Annotated in this window: 17 protein-coding genes; 5 read left to right on the plus strand and 12 right to left on the minus strand. The window is 66.1% G+C overall.

Annotated features, from left to right (window positions below):
- Nucleotides 1-68: 68 nt before the first annotated feature.
- The 6 genes from NG697_RS04000 to truB all read right to left on the minus strand — a co-directional run bounded on the left by NG697_RS04000 (nt 69) and on the right by truB (nt 5,200).
- On the minus strand, nt 69-1,316 hold the full coding sequence (locus NG697_RS04000; protein ID WP_374209891.1) for a kynureninase: 1,248 nt from the start codon (nt 1,314-1,316) through the stop codon (nt 69-71).
- Nucleotides 1,317-1,324: 8 nt separating this feature from the next.
- On the minus strand, nt 1,325-2,179 hold the full coding sequence (gene kynA / locus NG697_RS04005; protein ID WP_252613665.1) for a tryptophan 2,3-dioxygenase: 855 nt from the start codon (nt 2,177-2,179) through the stop codon (nt 1,325-1,327).
- A gap of 40 nt (nt 2,180-2,219) precedes the next feature.
- The gene (locus tag NG697_RS04010) at nt 2,220-3,203 is read right to left on the minus strand and encodes a bifunctional riboflavin kinase/FAD synthetase (RefSeq protein WP_252600030.1); all 984 of its coding nucleotides are present in this window, start codon (nt 3,201-3,203) and stop codon (nt 2,220-2,222) included.
- Between the two features lie 185 nt (nt 3,204-3,388).
- Nucleotides 3,389-3,859 (minus strand): hypothetical protein, encoded by a 471-nt coding sequence (locus NG697_RS04015; protein WP_248761779.1) that lies wholly within the window; start codon nt 3,857-3,859, stop codon nt 3,389-3,391.
- Nucleotide 3,860: 1 nt separating this feature from the next.
- Nucleotides 3,861-4,214, minus strand: coding sequence for a hypothetical protein (locus NG697_RS04020; protein WP_248761780.1), 354 nt, complete (start codon nt 4,212-4,214; stop codon nt 3,861-3,863).
- A gap of 2 nt (nt 4,215-4,216) precedes the next feature.
- Nucleotides 4,217-5,200, minus strand: a complete 984-nt coding sequence (truB, locus tag NG697_RS04025) for a tRNA pseudouridine(55) synthase TruB (protein WP_252600029.1) — start codon at nt 5,198-5,200, stop codon at nt 4,217-4,219.
- Between the two features lie 69 nt (nt 5,201-5,269).
- Here truB and NG697_RS04030 point away from each other — a divergent pair, with 69 nt between their 5' ends.
- Nucleotides 5,270-6,436, plus strand: a complete 1,167-nt coding sequence (locus tag NG697_RS04030; RefSeq protein ID WP_252600028.1) for a pyridoxal phosphate-dependent aminotransferase — start codon at nt 5,270-5,272, stop codon at nt 6,434-6,436.
- 12 nt (nt 6,437-6,448) lie between these two features.
- On the opposite strand, the gene NG697_RS04035 is transcribed toward NG697_RS04030, so the two are convergent.
- Entirely contained in the window at nt 6,449-6,934 is a 486-nt protein-coding gene (locus tag NG697_RS04035; protein ID WP_058929495.1) for a nucleoside deaminase, read from the minus strand.
- A 181-nt stretch (nt 6,935-7,115) separates the two neighbouring features.
- Here NG697_RS04035 and NG697_RS04040 point away from each other — a divergent pair, with 181 nt between their 5' ends.
- The gene (locus NG697_RS04040) at nt 7,116-8,213 is read left to right on the plus strand and encodes a ScyD/ScyE family protein (RefSeq protein WP_252607892.1); all 1,098 of its coding nucleotides are present in this window, start codon (nt 7,116-7,118) and stop codon (nt 8,211-8,213) included.
- A gap of 73 nt (nt 8,214-8,286) precedes the next feature.
- Here NG697_RS04040 and rbfA read toward each other — a convergent pair whose 3' ends face one another.
- The 5 genes from rbfA to rimP form a co-directional block, all read right to left on the minus strand.
- The gene (rbfA, locus tag NG697_RS04045; RefSeq protein WP_104063111.1) at nt 8,287-8,796 is read right to left on the minus strand and encodes a 30S ribosome-binding factor RbfA; all 510 of its coding nucleotides are present in this window, start codon (nt 8,794-8,796) and stop codon (nt 8,287-8,289) included.
- A 291-nt stretch (nt 8,797-9,087) separates the two neighbouring features.
- On the minus strand, nt 9,088-12,012 hold the full coding sequence (gene infB, locus NG697_RS04050) for a translation initiation factor IF-2 (RefSeq protein ID WP_252613666.1): 2,925 nt from the start codon (nt 12,010-12,012) through the stop codon (nt 9,088-9,090).
- 152 nt (nt 12,013-12,164) lie between these two features.
- The gene (locus tag NG697_RS04055) at nt 12,165-12,542 is read right to left on the minus strand and encodes a YlxR family protein (RefSeq protein ID WP_252575299.1); all 378 of its coding nucleotides are present in this window, start codon (nt 12,540-12,542) and stop codon (nt 12,165-12,167) included.
- A gap of 170 nt (nt 12,543-12,712) precedes the next feature.
- On the minus strand, nt 12,713-13,693 hold the full coding sequence (nusA, locus tag NG697_RS04060) for a transcription termination factor NusA (RefSeq protein ID WP_058929500.1): 981 nt from the start codon (nt 13,691-13,693) through the stop codon (nt 12,713-12,715).
- Complete coding sequence (gene rimP, locus NG697_RS04065; RefSeq protein WP_252613667.1) at nt 13,693-14,307, minus strand: ribosome maturation factor RimP; 615 nt, start codon at nt 14,305-14,307, stop codon at nt 13,693-13,695. Before rimP ends, nusA begins: the two co-directional genes overlap by 1 nt.
- Nucleotides 14,308-14,413: 106 nt before the next feature.
- Between rimP and NG697_RS04070 the strand changes: the two genes are divergently transcribed.
- The 3 genes from NG697_RS04070 to NG697_RS04080 are packed head-to-tail and all read left to right on the plus strand — an operon-like array spanning nt 14,414 to nt 17,382.
- Entirely contained in the window at nt 14,414-15,574 is a 1,161-nt protein-coding gene (locus tag NG697_RS04070; protein ID WP_252607887.1) for a DUF4439 domain-containing protein, read from the plus strand.
- A gap of 51 nt (nt 15,575-15,625) precedes the next feature.
- The gene (locus tag NG697_RS04075) at nt 15,626-16,354 is read left to right on the plus strand and encodes a VIT1/CCC1 transporter family protein (protein WP_252564829.1); all 729 of its coding nucleotides are present in this window, start codon (nt 15,626-15,628) and stop codon (nt 16,352-16,354) included.
- Entirely contained in the window at nt 16,351-17,382 is a 1,032-nt protein-coding gene (locus tag NG697_RS04080; protein ID WP_252607886.1) for an aminoglycoside phosphotransferase family protein, read from the plus strand. The genes NG697_RS04075 and NG697_RS04080 overlap by 4 nt, the downstream gene beginning before the upstream one ends.
- Nucleotides 17,383-17,442: the final 60 nt, after the last annotated feature.

Here is a 17,442-nt window from a genome sequence, read left to right on the forward strand (position 1 = left end):
TCTTGTCGAAACAGCCGCCGCCGTCAGCCGCGGCCGTCCCCAAAAGGCCGTCACCAAATGCCCGTGGCTCAGCGACGCAGCTGATCCCGGATGGCGGCCATCCCCCGGAACAGCTCCGCGAAGCTGGTGCTCAAGGGCGACAACCCCACGCGGATCCCGTGTGGTGCGCGGAAGTCCGGGATGACGTCCTGTTCCCACAGCGCCGCCGTCACGTTCCGGAACGCCGGATGATCCACGGTGATGTGGCTCCCGCGAAGCTCCGGCTCACGCGGCGACGCCAGCTCGACGCCCGCCGGTTCCAGCCATGCCTCAAACAGCTGAACGGCGAAGGCTGTGAGTTTCAGGGACTTCTCCCGGATGGCAGCCATGCCGGCCTCTTCGATGAGGTCCAGGGTGCCGCGCATGGCCAACATCCCGAAGATGGCCGGAGTGCCGCTGAGGAAACTCCGGATACCGGGCGCCGGCTCGTAGCCTGCGGCCATCTCGAACGCGTCCTTGCGTCCCATCCAGCCCCAGATCGGCTGTTTCAGACCGGGCAGGTGCCTGCGATTGACGTAGGCGAACGCCGGCGAGCCCGGTCCCCCGTTGAGGTATTTGTAGGTGCAGCCCGCGGCAAAATCCACGTTTGCCCCGTCCAGGTCCAGCTCCACGGATCCGGCGGAGTGGCACACGTCCCAGACCACCAGCGCCCCCGCGCTGTGTGCAACTTCCGTGATGCCCGGAAGGTCGGCCAGGAAGCCTGAGCGGTAGGCCACGTGGCTCAGAAGTACGACGGCGGTGGCCGGGCCGGTCGCGTCCCGCACCTGTTCGACGGTGACTCCGGACGCAGGATCGGCTTCGATCCACCGCAGGGTCAGGCCTTCCTCGCGGGCGATGCCCTCGACCAGGTAGCGGTCCGTGGGGAAGTTATCCGTGTCCAGGACGAACTCTGTGCGGGCGGGGTCAGCCACGGTGGCCAGCGCGGCGCGGATCAGTTTGTAGAGCACCACCGTGGTTGAGTCGGCGATGACGGTCTGGCCCCGGGCTGCGCCGAGGACAGCGCGGCCCAGCTGATCGCCGATGGTCTGGGGCAGGTCCAGCCATTCCTCATCCCAGCCACGGATGAGCCGGCCGCCCCAGCCTTCCCCGATAAAGGTGCTGATGTCCCGTTGTGTCCGCTTCAGCGGGCGGCCCAGGGAATTGCCGTCGAGGTAGGAAAGGTCCGTGTCCGTCCCGATGAAGAGGCCGCGGTAGCGCGCCAACGGGTCGCCTGCATCCAGTTGCGCGGCCTGCTCAAGGAGGTCGGCGGCGTCGTGGTTCTCCATGTTCGCGTCCATTGCGCTGCTCACTGGCCGATCTCCGTTCGTACGGCGAACAGTTCCGGGAAGAAGGTGAGCTCAAGGGCCTTTTGCAGGAAGGCAGCGCCGCTGGATCCCCCGGTTCCAGATTTCATCCCGATGGTCCGCTGGACGGTTCGCAGGTGCCGGAACCGCCAGAGCTGGAAATTATCCTCCAGGTCCACCAGTTCCTCGCACGCCTCGTACGCACCCCAGTTAGCGGCGGCGTTTTCGTAGATGTGCTTGAACAGCGGCACCAGCTCAGGGCAGAACTCGTGGGCACGGGTGACGTCCCGCTCCAGGACGGACTGTGGCACGTCGAAGCCCTGCCGGGCCAGGTAGGCCAGGAACTCGTCGTAGATGCTGGGCGCCTTAAGCACGTCCTCCAGCATGACGTGCGCGTCCGGGTCAGATTCGAAGACCGGCAGCATTTTTCGGTTTTTGTTGCCGAGGATAAACTCCACGGCCCGGTATTGGCTGGACTGGAATCCGGAGGAGTTGCCCAGGAACCCGCGGAACTGGGAGTACTCCGTGGGCGTCAGCGTGGCCAGGACGGACCATTGCTCCGTCAGGGTTTTTTGGATGTGCTTGACCCGGGCGATGCCTTTGAGCGCGGAGCCGAGATCGTCTGCGCGCAGCCAGGCCGCGGCGCTGCGGAGCTCGTGCAGCACCAGCTTCAGCCACAGCTCGGTGGTCTGGTGCTGGATGATGAACAGCAGCTCGTCGTGGTGTTCGGGCGTGCTGACAGGTTGCTGTGCGCTGAGCAGGGTGGGCAGCTGGAGGTAGGACGCGTAGCTCATCCGGGAACTGAAATCGCGGACTATGCCTTTGTCCAGTTTGCGGGTGTTCTTCTCGACGGCCACGGTGCTGCCTCTCTGGGTGTTCGGTGCTGGTGGGACCGGGTCAGCGCCGCACCAGGAGATCGTGGGCCTGAATAACGTCCAGACGCATCTGGTCAACAAGCGCCTCCGGCCCACGGTATGCCACCATGCCGCGGAGCCGGGCCACAAATTCGACCACTACTGTCTGGCCGTACAGATCGAAATCCTCCACGGCCTCGTGCGGACGGTCAATCACATGGGCTTCGACCTGGCGGCTGACGCCGTCGAACGTGGGATTGGACCCCACCGAGATGGCCGCCGGCCAGCGAGTGCCCGCCTGGTCCACCAGCCAGCCGGCGTAGATGCCGTCCGCGGGGATGAACCCGGTGGCCTCGTGGGCAAGGTTAGCGGTGGGGAACCCGAGTACGCGGCCGCGGGCAGCACCGTGGACAACCTCCCCGCGCATGCGGTGCGGTCGTCCCAGCACCGCGGCGGCGGTGGCGACGTCGCCTTCCTGCAATGCTTCACGCACCCAGGTGGAGGAGCAGCGGCGGTCGGTGCCGTCGTCGTCATGCAGCGGGTAGCCTTCCGAACCGAACTCGCTGATGACCTGGACGTCGAAGTCGAACTTTTCGCCCAGTTGCTTCATGGTGTCAAGGTCACCGGAGTTGCCCCGGCCGAACCGGGAATCGTGACCGATCACCACGTGGCTGGCGTGCAGGCTGTCCACCAGGACCTGGCTCACAAATTCTTCAGGGGTGAGACTGGCCAGGTTCAGCGAGTACTTCATCACCAAAATTGCATCCAGGCCCAGCTCCCCCAATGCGACCAGTTTGTCCTGCAGGCCCATGATCATTTCAGGCGCGGACTCCGGGCGGTGGATCAAGGCCGGGTGCGGGTCAAAGGTGACGGCAACGGCCTTCGTCCCGTTGAAGCGGGCCGAGCGGATTAGCTCGGAAAGCACTTGCTGGTGCCCGCGATGGACGCCGTCGAAGTTGCCGAAAGTGACAACGGAGGGACCAAAGTCCGCCGGGACCTCGGACGGATCGTTCCAGATGTAGACCATCACCCTCGCCTTTTACTGCCTAAAACTGACATCTCTCCGAACGCACCGGCGCCGGAACTCTCTAAGATTACCCGCATTCAGTACTGCTGCCGGACGGCGCCGGGCCAACTGGATGGCACACGAGGACATGTCCGGAGGCCCGACCGCGGCGGCCGATCGCTGGTGCTGTTTGCCGCTGGTGCGGTCTACTGCTGGTTCGGCCGGCGCCGGTACAGCCACACCAGACCCAGGACAGGCAGCAGCAGCGGAATGAACGCGTACCCCCGGCCAAAAAGGGACCAGACGGTCTCATGCGGGAACGCCACTGAATCAAACACGCTCAACGCCCCCACTACCAGCACGCCCACAAGTTCCACCAGGACGGCGGCCAGCGAGATCTTGAACCAGGTGCGGCCGGGCTTGGCCAGGGACACCGTTGCCACAACGTAGACCAGCGCCGCGAACGCGGAAAGCAGGTAGGCGAGCGGGGCTTCGGAGAACTTGGTAAGGATCTGGTAACCGGCGCGTGCGGTGGCCGAAATGGCAAACACTGCATAGACGGCGATGAGCAGGCGTCCGGGGCCGGTGTTCCGAGTGTCCTTGACGCCGGCCTTGGCGTCTGCCTTGGCACGGGCGGCTTCGGAACGAGGTGCTTTCACGTTGCGTACTTCTTCCATTTCAGTACCAGATCTGGTTCATGCGGGCGGCCATCACCAAGGCCGTGACACCGACGGCGGCGAGGACAAAGTTGCTCCAGCGGGTCCGTTCCAGGATGGACCAGTACACGGCTGCCGGCGGCAGGAGCATCGCCGTGGCCAGGTATCCCCAGAATTCCCAGGCTTCCCCGGCAATCGGTTCGCCCGCGATCACCCGCACGATCGAACCCACCAGGTAAACCAGCAGTGCCAGCTCGACGGCGGCAACGGACAGGATGGTGAGATCGTTGGGGGCTTTTTTCAGGATGCCGGCACCGAGGCAGATTCCGCTGGAGAGCAGGCCGACCACCAGGATGATGTAGAAATAGGCGTCCATGCCTAAGCGTCCCCGCCCGCAGCATCTTCAGGCACAACATTCTCGGGCGCAGCATTCCGGGGCGCAGTTTTTTCTGACGCACCGTTGCCAGGCGCGAATACCAGGACAGGCTTGGCAAAGTTTCCGGAGTCCGCCAGGAGCGCCACGAGGCTGCCGTCCGGCGCGAACGCTGCTGCCGGGTGCTCAGTGGTGGCAGCCGCGGGATCTCCTGCTTCCGCTCCCGCTGCGATCCGGCGTCCGAAGGAAATCTCTCTGGCCTCCTCCGCTGTGAGTTCGCGGTTAGGCATCAGTGCCCGGGCAGCCTGGGACATCTCCAGGACATTCAGCTCCTCGGCCAGCTGTTCCAACGTCCGGGCCTGGTCCAGCGAGTACGGGCCAACGTGGGTCCGGCGGAGGGCGGTCAGGTGGCCGCCCACTCCCAGCCCGTCGCCGAGGTCACGGGCGAGGGCGCGGATATAGGTACCGGATGAGCACTCAACGGTGACATCAATGTCCACGACGTCGCCGCCCGCTTCCCGGTTGATGGCGTGAACTTCGAAACGGTGGATGGTGACCGGGCGCGCCGCGAGCTTTACCTCTTCACCGGAGCGGACCCGGGCGTAGGCACGTTCTCCGTTGACTTTAATGGCGCTGACGCTGCTGGGCACCTGCTGGATTTCACCCGTGAGGGCGGCGACGCCGTCGTGAATTGCTTCATCGGCGACGGCGGCGGCACTGACGGCGGCAATCACGTCACCTTCGGCGTCGTCCGTGATAGTGGACTGGCCCAACCGGATGGTTGCCGTGTACGTCTTGGACGTGCCCACGATGTAGGTCAAGAGCCGGGTGGCCTTGTTGATGCCGACCACCAGGACGCCGGTAGCCATGGGATCAAGGGTGCCGGCGTGCCCCACTTTCCGGGTCCCGGCGAGACGCCGCATCCGACCAACCACATCATGGCTGGTCCATCCCTGCGGTTTGTCCACTATCACCAGTCCAGAAAGCACGCTTCCCAGTATATCGGCGCTGGCGACGGACCCCGCCCAGGTGCGCGGGTGGCGGCTAGGATGGCATCCATGCCTGAGCTTGCGGCGCACGCGCGCGACGTCCCCGTCAACCAGATCCGCGAAATCACCGAGGCCGCCTGGCATACTCCCGGGGCCATCGTCCTGAGCATCGGCGAGCCGGGCTTCGCGCTCCCCCGCCACATCCTGGAAGCCGGCATGGCGTGCCTCGACCGGGACGAAACGAATTACACGCCCAACGCCGGCATCCCGGCCCTCCGTGAAGCGTTCGCCACCCGGTTCCGTGAACGCGCCGGACTCAACACCGGCCTCGGTGCCGAGCGCGTCTACGTGGTGGACGGAGCGCAACAGGGCCTGCACTTCGCCATGAGCCTCCTGCTCTCCCCCGGCGACGAAATCCTGATCCCGAACCCCGGCTACCCCACGTTCGCCATGACCAGCCGGCTCCTGAATGCCGTGCCGGTGGGCTACCCGCTGTATCCCGAGCATGACTTCCAGCCGCGGATCCAGGACATTGAAGCGCTCATCACGGACCGGACCCGGGTGCTCATCCTGAATTCCCCGTCCAACCCGCTGGGCGCCGTCCTCGGCGAGGACCTGACCCGGCAACTTGTGGACCTGGCCCGCAAGCGCGATCTCTGGATCATTTCCGACGAATGCTACGAGGCCTTCACTTACGACGTCCCCCACGTCAGCCCGGCCCGGTTCGACAGCGACGTGCCCGGCGAGGCGCGCGTGTTCACGTCGCTGACTCTCTCGAAGACGTACGGCCTCACCGGCCTGAGGATCGGCGCCCTGGTCTGTCCGCCGGGGCTGGAGCAGAAGATGAACAACGTGATGGAAGCGATTGTCTCCTGCGTTGCCTCGCCGTCGCAGTACGCCGCGCTCGCGGCACTGACAGGCCCGCAGGACTACGTCGGTCACGCCCACGACCACTACCGGGCCAACCGGGACGCGGCCTCAGCAGTGCTGGAGGACAAGCGAATCCCGTACCTGAGTGCACAGGGAGCCTTCTATCTGTGGGCCAACGTCTCCCATGTCAGCGACGGGGACGTCCGCAGCTGGGCCCGCAGGTTCCTGGCCGATTCCGGCGTTGCGCTTGCGCCGGGAACTGCCTTTGGCTCGATCGGCGAGGGCTGGGTACGGATCGCGCTGTGCGGTACCCGCAACGATTTGGTGGAGGGTGTCGGCAGGCTGCCTGAACGCCAGGATTCATGATCCGGCACCTGGTTAGTAATCCTTGCGTTTCGTGTTGCGGCGCCACGCGTCAAACGGAGCGTCCGACGCCGGAATGGCGGTTTGGGCGACCGGCAGAAGTTCCGGACGCGTGCCGTTGAAATACTCGTAGAACACGGCGTCGTCGAAACCGGCCGCGGCTGCACCATGGCGGTCGGCCGCAAAATAGACTCGATCAATCCGCGCCCACAGTGCGGCTGACAGGCACAGCGGGCACGGCTCGCAGCTGGTGTAGAGCACGGCGCCGCTCAGGTCGAACGTGGCGCCTGCGGCTGCCGCAGCGCGGATTGCCACCACTTCGGCATGCGCGGTGGGGTCGTTGTCCCGGGTGACCCGGTTGGTGCCTTCATGGACCCGCCCATCCGGGGTCACAACCAGCGCACCGAACGGGCCGCCACCGTCGGAGACGTTCCGGACAGCCAGCTCAATGGCCTGTTCCAGGTATCGGGTGGCCTCGTGGTTGTCGCTCGCCTGCGTCATAACTAGATCCTAGCCATGAGCCAGGATTTCCGGTTCAAAATAGGGGGCACATTAGGGGGAAATGCCGTCGACGTCATTGCTTTCGCGGGACTAACCTAGCGCCGGGGGCAGTTCGGATCGCATTGACTTGGTCTCAGGCCAGGCCCCGGCGACGGGGTGCACGTCAACTCCGGAGGATCCAATGAACAAGAAGTTTCCGATCGTCGCGTGCCTGGCAGCAGCGGCGATGATCATCCCCGTCGCGCCCGCCACGGCTACGCAGAAACCGTCCGGACCCGAAACCCTGGCGGAGCACCTGATGACGCCGTTGAGCCTGGCCTTGGGTCCTGGCAAGAGCGTCCTCATCACGCAGAACTTTGCGGGCACGCTGGACCGCGTCGAGGATGACGGGCAAACGACCAACGTTTACACGAATGCGGGCTGGGACGTTGGCGGTGTTGAGACACGGGGCACCACCACGTTTTTCGTCGAAAGCGTCGGGGGAGGCGGCGGAGATCCCACAGCACTGGCCGGCTATTTGAAGTCAATCGACAGGCGCGGGGAGGTCAGGACCATTGTGGACCTCGCGACCTACGAGCGTCAGAACAACCCGGACGGATTCCAGGACTACGGCTTCGGATCCGACGTGACCGCCGAGTGCCTGGCCCAAATTACGGCGCCGTTCCCGCCGGCACAATACTCCGGGGCGGTCGACTCACACCCCTATGCCGCAGCGGTTCATGGCAATACCGTCTTCGTGGCCGACGCCGGGATGAATGCCATCCTCAAGGTCAACGCCGCCACCGGGGAGACTTCCACCCTCGCGGTCCTGCCTCCGCGTCCGGCGGAAGCCACTGCAGAGGCTGCCTCGGCTGTTGGCTTCCCGTCCTGCGTTGTCGGACACGACTACGCATTTGAACCGGTGCCCACCGATGTAGAGATCGGCCCCGACGGCTGGCTGTACGTCTCGTCGCTGCCGGGCGGTCCGGAGGATCCTTCCCTGGGCCACCGCGGTGCCATCTTCCGGGTCAATCCATGGACCGGGGCGATCCACCTGTGGGCCGATGAGATCCTGAGCCCCACGGGCATAGCCGTATCCGGCAGTGGGGACGTCTACGCAGCTTCCATGTTCGGCAATGAGATCGTCAGGATCGACGCCTGGACCCGCGAACAGTCACAGTTCCTGGCCGTCGACGGTCCTGCCGCGGTGGAGCTGAGAGGGAAAACCCTCTATGCCACAGCCGGTTTCAGCTTCGCTGACCTCACCGCGGGAACGGTCCTGAAGGCCAGTATCCGGTAGGAAACGCAGGGAACATCCCGCAGACGAAAAAGACCCGGACCCAACTTCGGGTCCGGGCCTTCTTCGCGTCAAGCTACTTGTTGGCGTCTTCGTCGAGGTCTTCGTCGTCGGTGAGGTCAATATCCTCTTCGTCGAAGTCGTCCTCATCGATCTCCACATCGGCGGGAATGTCGCTCTTGTACGGGTCGGCCTCGCCGGCGTGCTTGGCGTTTTCGGCCAGCGCAGCCACCTCGGCGTCGCGCTTCTTGGCGGCCCGGAGCAGGTCCTCCAGGTTTGAGGCAACGACGGGGATCTGGTCCGCCACAAATTCAAGCGTCGGCGTCAGGCGGACAGTCACGTTGCGCCCCACCTCCTGGCGGAGCACACCCTTGGCCTTCTCCAGGCCCTTGGCAGCATCGGCCTGCACAGCCTGGTCGCCGAAAACGGTGTAGTAGATCGTGGCATGCTGCAGATCATTGGTCACCCGGGCATCAGTAACAGTAATGCCCTCCAGCCGAGGATCCTTAACCTTCCGGCCCAAGGCCTCAGCAACAACAACCTTAATCCGCTGCGCCAACTTGGCAGCCCGTGCGGGATCAGCCATTTCCACTCCTAAAAATTTGGGATGTACGACGGCGGCCAAATGGGCCACGTCGCACGTTTCAGTTATCTGCCACGCACTAAAGGCGAGTCTACGACGGACTCCCGTTGGGTTTTTCCGGCGGCCCTTTGGAGCCGTTGAGGGGGCCCGGGAGTGGCATCGGGCCTGCCGGAGACGGACGGCCAACGATCGTAGATCGCTGGCCGTCCGTCGTAGGGGCGGGGCCCCCTCTGCGGCGGAAAGGGCGGGGTCGCCGGAAAAATCCGACGCCCCCGACCCGTCAAGCAACGAACCCTAGACGCGCGGCTTTTCGCGCATCTCGAAGGTCTCGATGATGTCGCCCTCGGTGATGTCGTTGAACGAACCAAGACCGATACCACACTCGAAGTCCGTGCGGACCTCAGTGGCGTCGTCCTTGAAGCGCTTGAGCGTCTCAACGGTGAGGTTCTCACCGATGATCTTGCCGTCGCGGCTGATGCGCGCCTTCGTGTTGCGTCGGATGATGCCCGAGCGAACGATGGAACCGGCGATGTTTCCGAACTTGGAAGAGCGGAAGACTTCGCGGACCTCGGCGGTGCCCAGCTGGACCTCTTCGTACTCCGGCTTGAGCATGCCCTTGAGGGCCATCTCGATGTCATCGATTGCTGCGTAGATGACGGAGTAGAAGCGCATGTCCACGCCTTCGCGGTCTGCCAGTTCGGCAACCCGCTCGGCAGGCTTGACGTTGAAGCCGATGATAACGGCGCTGTCGACCGTTGCCAGGTTGACGTCGTTCTGCGTGATAGCACCAACGCCGCGGTGGATGACGCGCAACTGCACGCCTTCGCCGACGTCGATCTTGAGCAGTGCGTCTTCGAGGGCTTCCACGGCACCGGACACGTCACCCTTGAGGATGAGGTTGAGGGTGTCGATCTTGCCGTCGGCCACGGCCTGGTCGAAGTCTTCCAGGCTGATGCGCTTGCGGCGCTTGGCGAGGGCGGCGTTGCGGTCGGCTGCTTCACGCTTCTCGGCGATCTGGCGGGCGGTGCGCTCGTCAGCGGTCACAAAGAAGGTGTCGCCGGCGCGCGGCACGTTGGACAGACCCAGAACCTGCACGGGGCGGGACGGGCCGGCCTCGGTCAGGACACTGCCGTCGTCGTCGAACATGGCGCGGACGCGGCCGTGAGCCGTACCGGCCACGATCGTGTCACCGACACGCAGGGTGCCGGACTGCACCAGGACGGTGGCCACGGAACCGCGGCCCTTGTCCAGGTTGGCTTCGATCGCGATACCGCGGGCGTCCTTGTTCGGGTTGGCGCGCATGTCCAGGGCAGCGTCCGCGGTGAGCAGGACAGCCTCGAGCAGCTCGTCAATGTTGAGGTTCTGGCGGGCAGAGACCTCCACGAACATGGTGTCGCCACCGTATTCTTCGGGAACCAGGCCGTACTCGGTCAGCTGGCCGCGGACCTTCTCCGGGTTGGCGCCTTCCTTGTCGATCTTGTTCACAGCCACCACGATCGGCACATTTGCAGCCTGCGCGTGGTTGAGTGCCTCAACGGTCTGCGGCATTACGCCGTCGTCCGCTGCGACCACCAGGATGGCGATGTCGGTGACCTTCGCACCACGAGCACGCATGGCGGTGAACGCCTCGTGGCCCGGAGTATCGATGAAGGTGATCTTACGGTCGATGTCTTCGTGGGTGTGCGTGACCTGGTAAGCACCGATGTGCTGCGTGATGCCGCCGTGCTCGCCCGCCATAACGTCGGACTTGCGGATGGCATCGAGCAGGCGGGTTTTACCGTGGTCAACGTGGCCCATAACGGTGACAACCGGAGGACGTGCCTCAAGGTCTCCGTCGCCTTCGGCTTCGAGTTCTGCTTCGAAGTCGATGTCGAAACCGGAGAGCAGCTCGCGCTCCTCGTCCTCCGGCGAGACAACCTGGAGCTTGTAGCCAAGCTCCTCGCCGAGCAGTGCGAAGGTCTCTTCATCCAGCGACTGCGTGGCCGTGGCCATTTCGCCGAGGTGGAAGAGGACCGTCACCAGTGCTGCGGGGTTCGCCTCGATCTTGTCGGCGAAGTCCGTAATGGACGAGCCACGGCGAAGTCGGACTACGGTGTTGCCGTCGCCGCGGGGTACGCTCACGCCACCCAGCGACGGGGCACTCATCTGCTCGAGTTCCTGGCGCTTGGCACGCTTCGACTTGCGCTGCTTGCCGCGGCCTGCGCCGCCCTTACCGAAAGCACCCTGGGTGCCACCGCGACCGCGGCCACCCTTGCCGAAGCCACCGCCGGCCGGAGCGCCGCCACCGGCACCCGGTGCGCCACCGGTGCCTGGAGCGCCACCCGGACGTCCGGGACCACGGGCGCCGCCACCGGGACGGCCTGCACCAGCGGGTGCGGGACGCTCAGTGCGGTTGGGCATCATGCCCGGAGTAGGACGGTTTCCACCGGCACCCGCGGTACGCGGACCACCAGCGCCGCCGGCGCCTGCTGCGGGACGCGGACCACCCGGACGGGGGCCACCGGCACCGGCTGCGGGACGCGGACCACCCGGACGGGGACCACCGGCACCGGCCGCGGGACGCGGACCACCCGGACGGTCGCCGTCGGGACGGCTTCCACCCGCGCGGGGCATGCCCTGCGAAGGAGCGAACGGGTTGTTACCCGGACGGGGAGCACGCTCTCCGTCGCCACCGCGGCCGCGGGGCATGCCCTGGGACGTGGCGAACGGGTTGTTGCCCGGACGGGGACCGCCGGGACGCGGTGCGGAGCCGCCCTGCGAACCACCCTGCGTTGATCCGCCGGAGCGGGTCGGTGCGGCCGGGGCTTCAGCCTTCGGTGCCGGACGGGCACCGGGCTTGGCGCCGGTGGACGGTGCGCTTGCGGCCGGGGCTGACGCAACCGGTGCTGCGGCAGGTGCTGCCGGAGCTGCGGAAACGGCAGCGGGTGCAGCCGGAGCCGCAGCAGCTGGTGCCGCCGGGGCTGAGGGAGCTGCGGGGCCCGGAGCAGGTGCTGCCGGTCGTGTGTCGGCCGACGGGGCAGGCGCCTTGGGCGCGGCTGCCGGAGCTGCGGTCTTGGCAGCTGCGTCGGGGTAGGCGTTGCGGAGTTTCCGCACCACCGGGGCCTCAATGGTTGAAGAAGCGGAGCGAACGAATTCGCCCAGTTCCTGCAGTTTGGTTACTGCATCTTTGGAAGTAATACCGAGCTCTTTAGCAAGCTCGTGTACGCGGACCTTGGCCACATTTCTCCTGTCTCGGTCCGCACCGAGCCAGGCACGAACCGTCTACTTCTTACTGCGGGCCCCAGCCGCGGTTGCAACTACAGGGCCCATTGCAGAGCGCAACAAAGTTGTCATCGTTGCGCACTCATCGCTGGGAACTCATCGGGTTTCCATCAGTTTTCTGACCCGCTTTCAGGTTGGACGGTTTTTGCTGCAGCTACCAGGGGTACCTGCAACGGGCCGGCGTCCTGCTTGCCTGCCATGATCCGGCGTTCGACGGCGGTGGACCCGGTTGCGCCGTTGAGGGCCCTTCCGAATGCTCGCCGCTTGACCGCCAGGGCCAGGCACGCTTCGCTGGGGTGCAGCCATGCACCCCTGCCAGCCATCCGGCGTCGTTCGTCTACCAGCACTGCGGTGGAACCGCTGCCTTCGGCGACGAGCCGGAGTAACTCAGACCGCGGTGCCTGCTTCCGGCATCCGATGCAGGTACGCTGCGGTTGATCCTCGGTGTGAAGCACTTCTGCCACGGTGAGTATCTTCCTGACGTTCATAACTGCCGGCCCTGAGGCCCCAACCGCATCGGCGGAACGGGAATTCTCAGGGCACACGAATACCGGCCGTTAGGCGCGGTCATGTCTATTCTAGCCCCTCCGGGCAGTTCTGCCCGAAACCGGGGCTTCGGCCGGAGGTATCCGCCGCCGGCCGAAGCCCCGGAACCGGATTAGCTTTCGCGCGCCGGGGCAGCGTCCGAGACAATATCGATTCGCCAGCCCGTCAGCTTGGCCGCCAGCCGGGCGTTCTGGCCCTCTTTGCCGATGGCCAGCGAGAGCTGGTAGTCCGGGACCACCACACGCGCGGAGCGGGTGGCCTCGTCCACGATAGTGACCGAATTCACACGCGAAGGGGAGAGTGCACTGGCAATAAACGTTGCCGGATCCTCGCTGAAGTCGACGATGTCGATTTTTTCGTCGTTCAGTTCCGTCATAACGGCGCGGACGCGGGAACCCATTTCGCCGATGCAGGCGCCCTTGGCGTTGATGCCCTGGGTGTGGGCCTTGACCGCGATCTTGGTACGGTGGCCGGCCTCGCGGGCCAGTGCCACGATCTCCACAGAGCGGTCCGCGATCTCCGGGACCTCCAGTTCGAAGAGCTTCCGGACGAGGCCCGGGTGTGAACGGGACAGGGTGACGGACGGGCCCTTGGTGCCGCGGTGGACATCGATAACGATGGCGCGGAGCCGGTTGCCGTGGATGTACTTCTCCCCCGGCACCTGTTCGGGCGGCGGCAGCAGGGCCTCCACCGAACCCAGGTTGACCTGGATCATGTGCGGGTTGTTGCCCTGCTGGATCAGGCCGGCCACAAGTTCACCCTCGCGGCCCTTGAACTCACCCAGTATGGCGTCGTCCTCGACGTCGCGCAGGCGCTGCAGGATGATCTGGCGTGCGGTGCTCGCCGCGATACGGCCGAAGCCGGCAGGCGTGTCCTCGAACTCGCCGATGGGGGCGCCGTCGTCGTCGATCTCCACTGCCCAGATGGTTACGTGGCCGCTCTTGCGGTCCAGCTCGGCCCGGGCCTTCTCGAAGGCGCCGGGCGATTTATGGTACGCCACCAGGAGCGCCTGCTCGATGGTGGGGATCAGGAGGTCCAGCGGAATTTCGCGCTCACGCTCCAGTAGTCTCAGCGCGCTCATGTCAATATCCATCAGGCCTCCTCAGAAGGTCCATTGTGCTCAGGTTCCAGACCAGCTTCTTCGAGGTGGCTGAATTCGATCTCGACTTTTCCGTTACGGATCCTGTCGAAAGGAAGAATCTGGGGCTCGCCCTGCTTGGGCTTCATGCCCTTCTTGACGGCGATCTCCGGGATGATGGTGACGCCGGAATCGTCCACGGACTGGACCCTGCCGGTGACGTTTTCGCCCTGGATGACGTTGACCTTGACCAGCCGGCCCCGGGCGCGGTGCCAGTGCCGGACTTCGGTGAGGGGACGCGCGACGCCCGGGGAGGAAACCTCGAGGTCGTAGGGGCGCCCGTCGTCTGCGGGATCATTGTCCAGGACGTCGGAGAGGACCCTGGAGATGTCAGCGATGACATCGAGGTTTACGCCGCCGGTTTCCTCCTGCGGCAGGTCAACCACCACGTGGACCACGCGGTGTGAACCGGCCAGGATGGTTACGTCCTCGAGGTACAGGCGGTTGGCCTGGACCGCCGGTTCCAACAGCGCCCGGAGCCTGACGGCTTCGGGATTGTTGGCGGGCGCAGCAACAGCGGTACCCGTTCCGGTAGCGTCTGATGAAGTCGTGGCTTCTGCATTACTCACGATGCCGGCCGCCTTCCAATAGATGATGTTGTGACTACTAGCCTAACGATTTTCCGGCCACAGTGGTGCACGAAGATTCGCATCAGGCGTGAGAACATGGTCTGTTGTGAAAGACGACACGCAGGAATCCGGCGGCCGCAGGCGTTATTTCCAGTACGCCGTTTTTGCGCTGGCCGCCCTTCTGGTGGTGAGCCTCGGATTGGTGCTCATCCCCCGCGAACCGTCCCCGCCTGCGGCGCCGCCGTTTTCCGAGCAAGCAAGGGCATCCGCGTTCGCGGATTCCCTGAACCTCAGGGCCGCTGGCCTGGACCTCGAAGGCACTGCCGGCGCCACTGCGCCGGCCCCACAAGCGGCCGCCCTTGCCCGGATTGTGACTTTGCTGACTGTCCAGGCCCGCGCGTTGATGCTGCCGGCTGATGCGGCCGGCGATCCTGCCCTGGACCGTGCGGCTACTGCCCCCGTCCCTGCCCCGTCCACGGCGCTGGCCACCGTCACGCGGCCGTCCACCACCGCGGACTTCGCCGCTGCCCTCCAGGCAAGCGGGGCACAGCGGCTCCACGATGCCGAAACGGCCGACGGCGGCATGGCCCGCCTTCTCGCCGGCACCGGAACTGCCCAGCTTCTGGCTGCAGAGGACCTGGCCTCGGCGACCGGGATTGCGTTGGCTGCACTCCCGGGGTCTGGCCCCTCCTCCCCCGCATCGCCGGCGCCCACCCTGCCTGTTTCGGCATCAGTAGCCGCCGGCTGTGCCGGCGAAGCAGCCGACCCCGCCGCCAGCACTGGCGCGGACCTCGGCTCAGCCTTGGCCTCGGCCGTGCAGGGCGAGCTGGAACTGGTCTACGCGTACCAGGCCGCGCTGACCAGGCTTAACTCCGGGTCCGCTGCTCCGGCGTCGACCTTCCTGGCCCAGCACGGCGTCCTCCGGGGCGAAGCGGAGGCCATGGGCAGGTCCCGCTGCGCCACGGTACCCCCGAGGCAGCCCGGCTATGTCCTGAGCCCGGCGTTCCTGGCCGACCCTGCAGCGGGGCTGGGAACCCTGGAGGCGGGGACACTTCCGGTACTCGGCGACGTGGTGGCGCTCAGCGAGGGGCGCGAACGCGTATGGGCACTCTCAGCACTTCAGTCGGCGGCCCGGCGGACCGTCCATTGGCGTGCGTCGCCAGGCCCGGTCCCCGGCATGGTCCTGGACGAAGCACTCCTGCCGCCACTGCCGGAGCCTGTATCAACTCCGGGGACTTCCACAACCAGCACTCCCGGCAATTCGTAGCCAAGGCACGGCACACTGGCCAGGCGCAGGCACTAATGCTTTGCTGGAGGCATGGACAGTGCCGGCGCCCCCGCCCTTCATGAGAATGAGCCCCACCAAAACGACGTCGCCCAGCGCCTGAACTGGCTGCGAGCCGGCGTGCTGGGTGCCAATGACGGCATCGTCTCGGTCGCCGCAATCGTGGTGGGCGTCGCCGGTGTCACCACGCAGTCCGGACCGATCCTCGTCGCCGGCACGGCCGGCCTGGTGGGTGGAGCTGTATCCATGGCCTTGGGCGAATACGTGTCCGTCAGCAGCCAGAAGGACAGCCAGCGGGCCCTGATCGAAAAGGAGCGCCTGGAACTGCAGGAACAGCCGGAGGAAGAGCTGGAGGAACTCGCGGCGATCTACCAGGGCAAGGGGCTGAGCCTGGACACAGCAAGGAAAGTAGCGCGGGAGCTGACGGCCCACGATGCCCTGGGCGCGCACCTCTCCGCCGAACTGAACATCGACGAAACAGACATTGTGAGCCCCTGGAATGCAGCCTTTGCTTCGGCGATTGCGTTCGTCACCGGCGCCATCCTGCCGATGGCCGCCATCCTGCTGCCGCCGGAGAACATCCGGGTCCCCCTGACGTTCGCGGCCGTGCTGGCGGCACTCGCTGCCACCGGGGCGCTGGGCGCCTGGATCGGCGGCGGTTCGAAGCTGCGGGCCGCCGCCAGAGTGGTGGCGGGCGGGGCTTTGGCCTTGGCTGCCACGTTCTCCATCGGCAACCTGCTTAGCGCAAGCGGCGTCCTGTGAGTGTCCAGATTGGCGTGCCGATCCCGCCAGCCCTCAGCGGGCGTTTCAGCCACAGCAGCGCGGGACGGGCCTGGCTTTCCTCCCTCCCGGGACTGGTGCAGGGGCGGCTGGAGCATTGGGAACTGGCTGTTGACCTGGAAGCCGGCGCCCTCCCGTGGCATGGCCACGGCGGCGTGGTGGTTCCAGTCCGCCGGACGGACGGGACACCGGCGGCGCTCAAGATAGCGTTTCCCCACGATGAGGCACGGATGGAACGCCATGCGCTGGCACTCTGGGGCGGCTCCGGCGCCGTCCGGCTGTTGGAATCCGACGCCGGAACGTGCGCCATGCTGCTGGAGCGGCTGAATCCGGACTCCTCGCTCCAGACCCTTCCGCTGGATCAAGCGGCGGTGGCGTGGGGCGGCACCATGCGGCAGTTGGGCCTGGTGCCGGACGGCCGGCCGCAGTGGCAGGAGTTCGATCACATCGCCGGGCGGGCCGAACAATGGAGCGACGACCTGCCCGCCGACTGGGAACAGCAGGGCCGCCCGTTCCCGCGCTGGCTACTGGAGGCGGCCCTGGAAGTCTGCCAGACCCGCGGCGCCGTTGGCCGCCGCTCGGGCCGCGATGTCCTGGTCCATACGGACCTGCATTTCCTGAACATCCTGGCCCGGCCCCACACCATCAGCGGAGGGCTGCCCGGGGAGGCCTTCGTCGCCATCGACCCGCAGCCCATGATCGGCGAACCGGAGTTCGCGGTGGCACCGCTGCTGTGGAACCGTCTCGGCGACCTGCCCCGGAGCGATCCGGCCGGAGGGTTGAGGCGGCGGTGCCAGGACTTCAGCGCCGCGGCCGGCCTCGACGCCGAAGCTGCGCGCCAGTGGGCCGTGGCACGCGAAGTGGAGAACGCCCTCTGCTACGCGTCCTTGCCGCGCCACCAGGGAGATCTGGCCCGGTCACTCTGGGTGGCCAGCACCCTTGCCGGGCGGACCCTCGATGGTCTCCCCTCGGCGCACGCCCTGCCTGAGCCGGGGCAGGGCGACAGCTGAGCGGCGGGTGCCCTCCCGGGCAGGACGGATGTCTTCCGTGCGGGACAGTGCCTCCCCGGT

The organism is Pseudarthrobacter raffinosi (assembly GCF_023913835.1).
Classification (GTDB): domain Bacteria; phylum Actinomycetota; class Actinomycetes; order Actinomycetales; family Micrococcaceae; genus Arthrobacter; species Arthrobacter raffinosi.

Coding starts and splice junctions, on each gene's coding strand:
- NG697_RS04055 (WP_252575299.1), bottom strand. CDS start 12,542: ATGAACGTCAGGAAGATACTCACCGTGGCAGAAGTGCTTCACACCGAG.
- rbfA (WP_104063111.1), bottom strand. CDS start 8,796: ATGGCTGATCCCGCACGGGCTGCCAAGTTGGCGCAGCGGATTAAGGTT.
- nusA (WP_058929500.1), bottom strand. CDS start 13,693: ATGGATATTGACATGAGCGCGCTGAGACTACTGGAGCGTGAGCGCGAA.
- NG697_RS04020 (WP_248761780.1), bottom strand. CDS start 4,214: ATGGACGCCTATTTCTACATCATCCTGGTGGTCGGCCTGCTCTCCAGC.
- NG697_RS04010 (WP_252600030.1), bottom strand. CDS start 3,203: ATGGTCTACATCTGGAACGATCCGTCCGAGGTCCCGGCGGACTTTGGT.
- NG697_RS04015 (WP_248761779.1), bottom strand. CDS start 3,859: ATGGAAGAAGTACGCAACGTGAAAGCACCTCGTTCCGAAGCCGCCCGT.
- NG697_RS04075 (WP_252564829.1), top strand. CDS start 15,626: ATGGACAGTGCCGGCGCCCCCGCCCTTCATGAGAATGAGCCCCACCAA.
- NG697_RS04030 (WP_252600028.1), top strand. CDS start 5,270: ATGCCTGAGCTTGCGGCGCACGCGCGCGACGTCCCCGTCAACCAGATC.
- NG697_RS04035 (WP_058929495.1), bottom strand. CDS start 6,934: ATGACGCAGGCGAGCGACAACCACGAGGCCACCCGATACCTGGAACAG.
- NG697_RS04040 (WP_252607892.1), top strand. CDS start 7,116: ATGAACAAGAAGTTTCCGATCGTCGCGTGCCTGGCAGCAGCGGCGATG.
- NG697_RS04000 (WP_374209891.1), bottom strand. CDS start 1,316: ATGGACGCGAACATGGAGAACCACGACGCCGCCGACCTCCTTGAGCAG.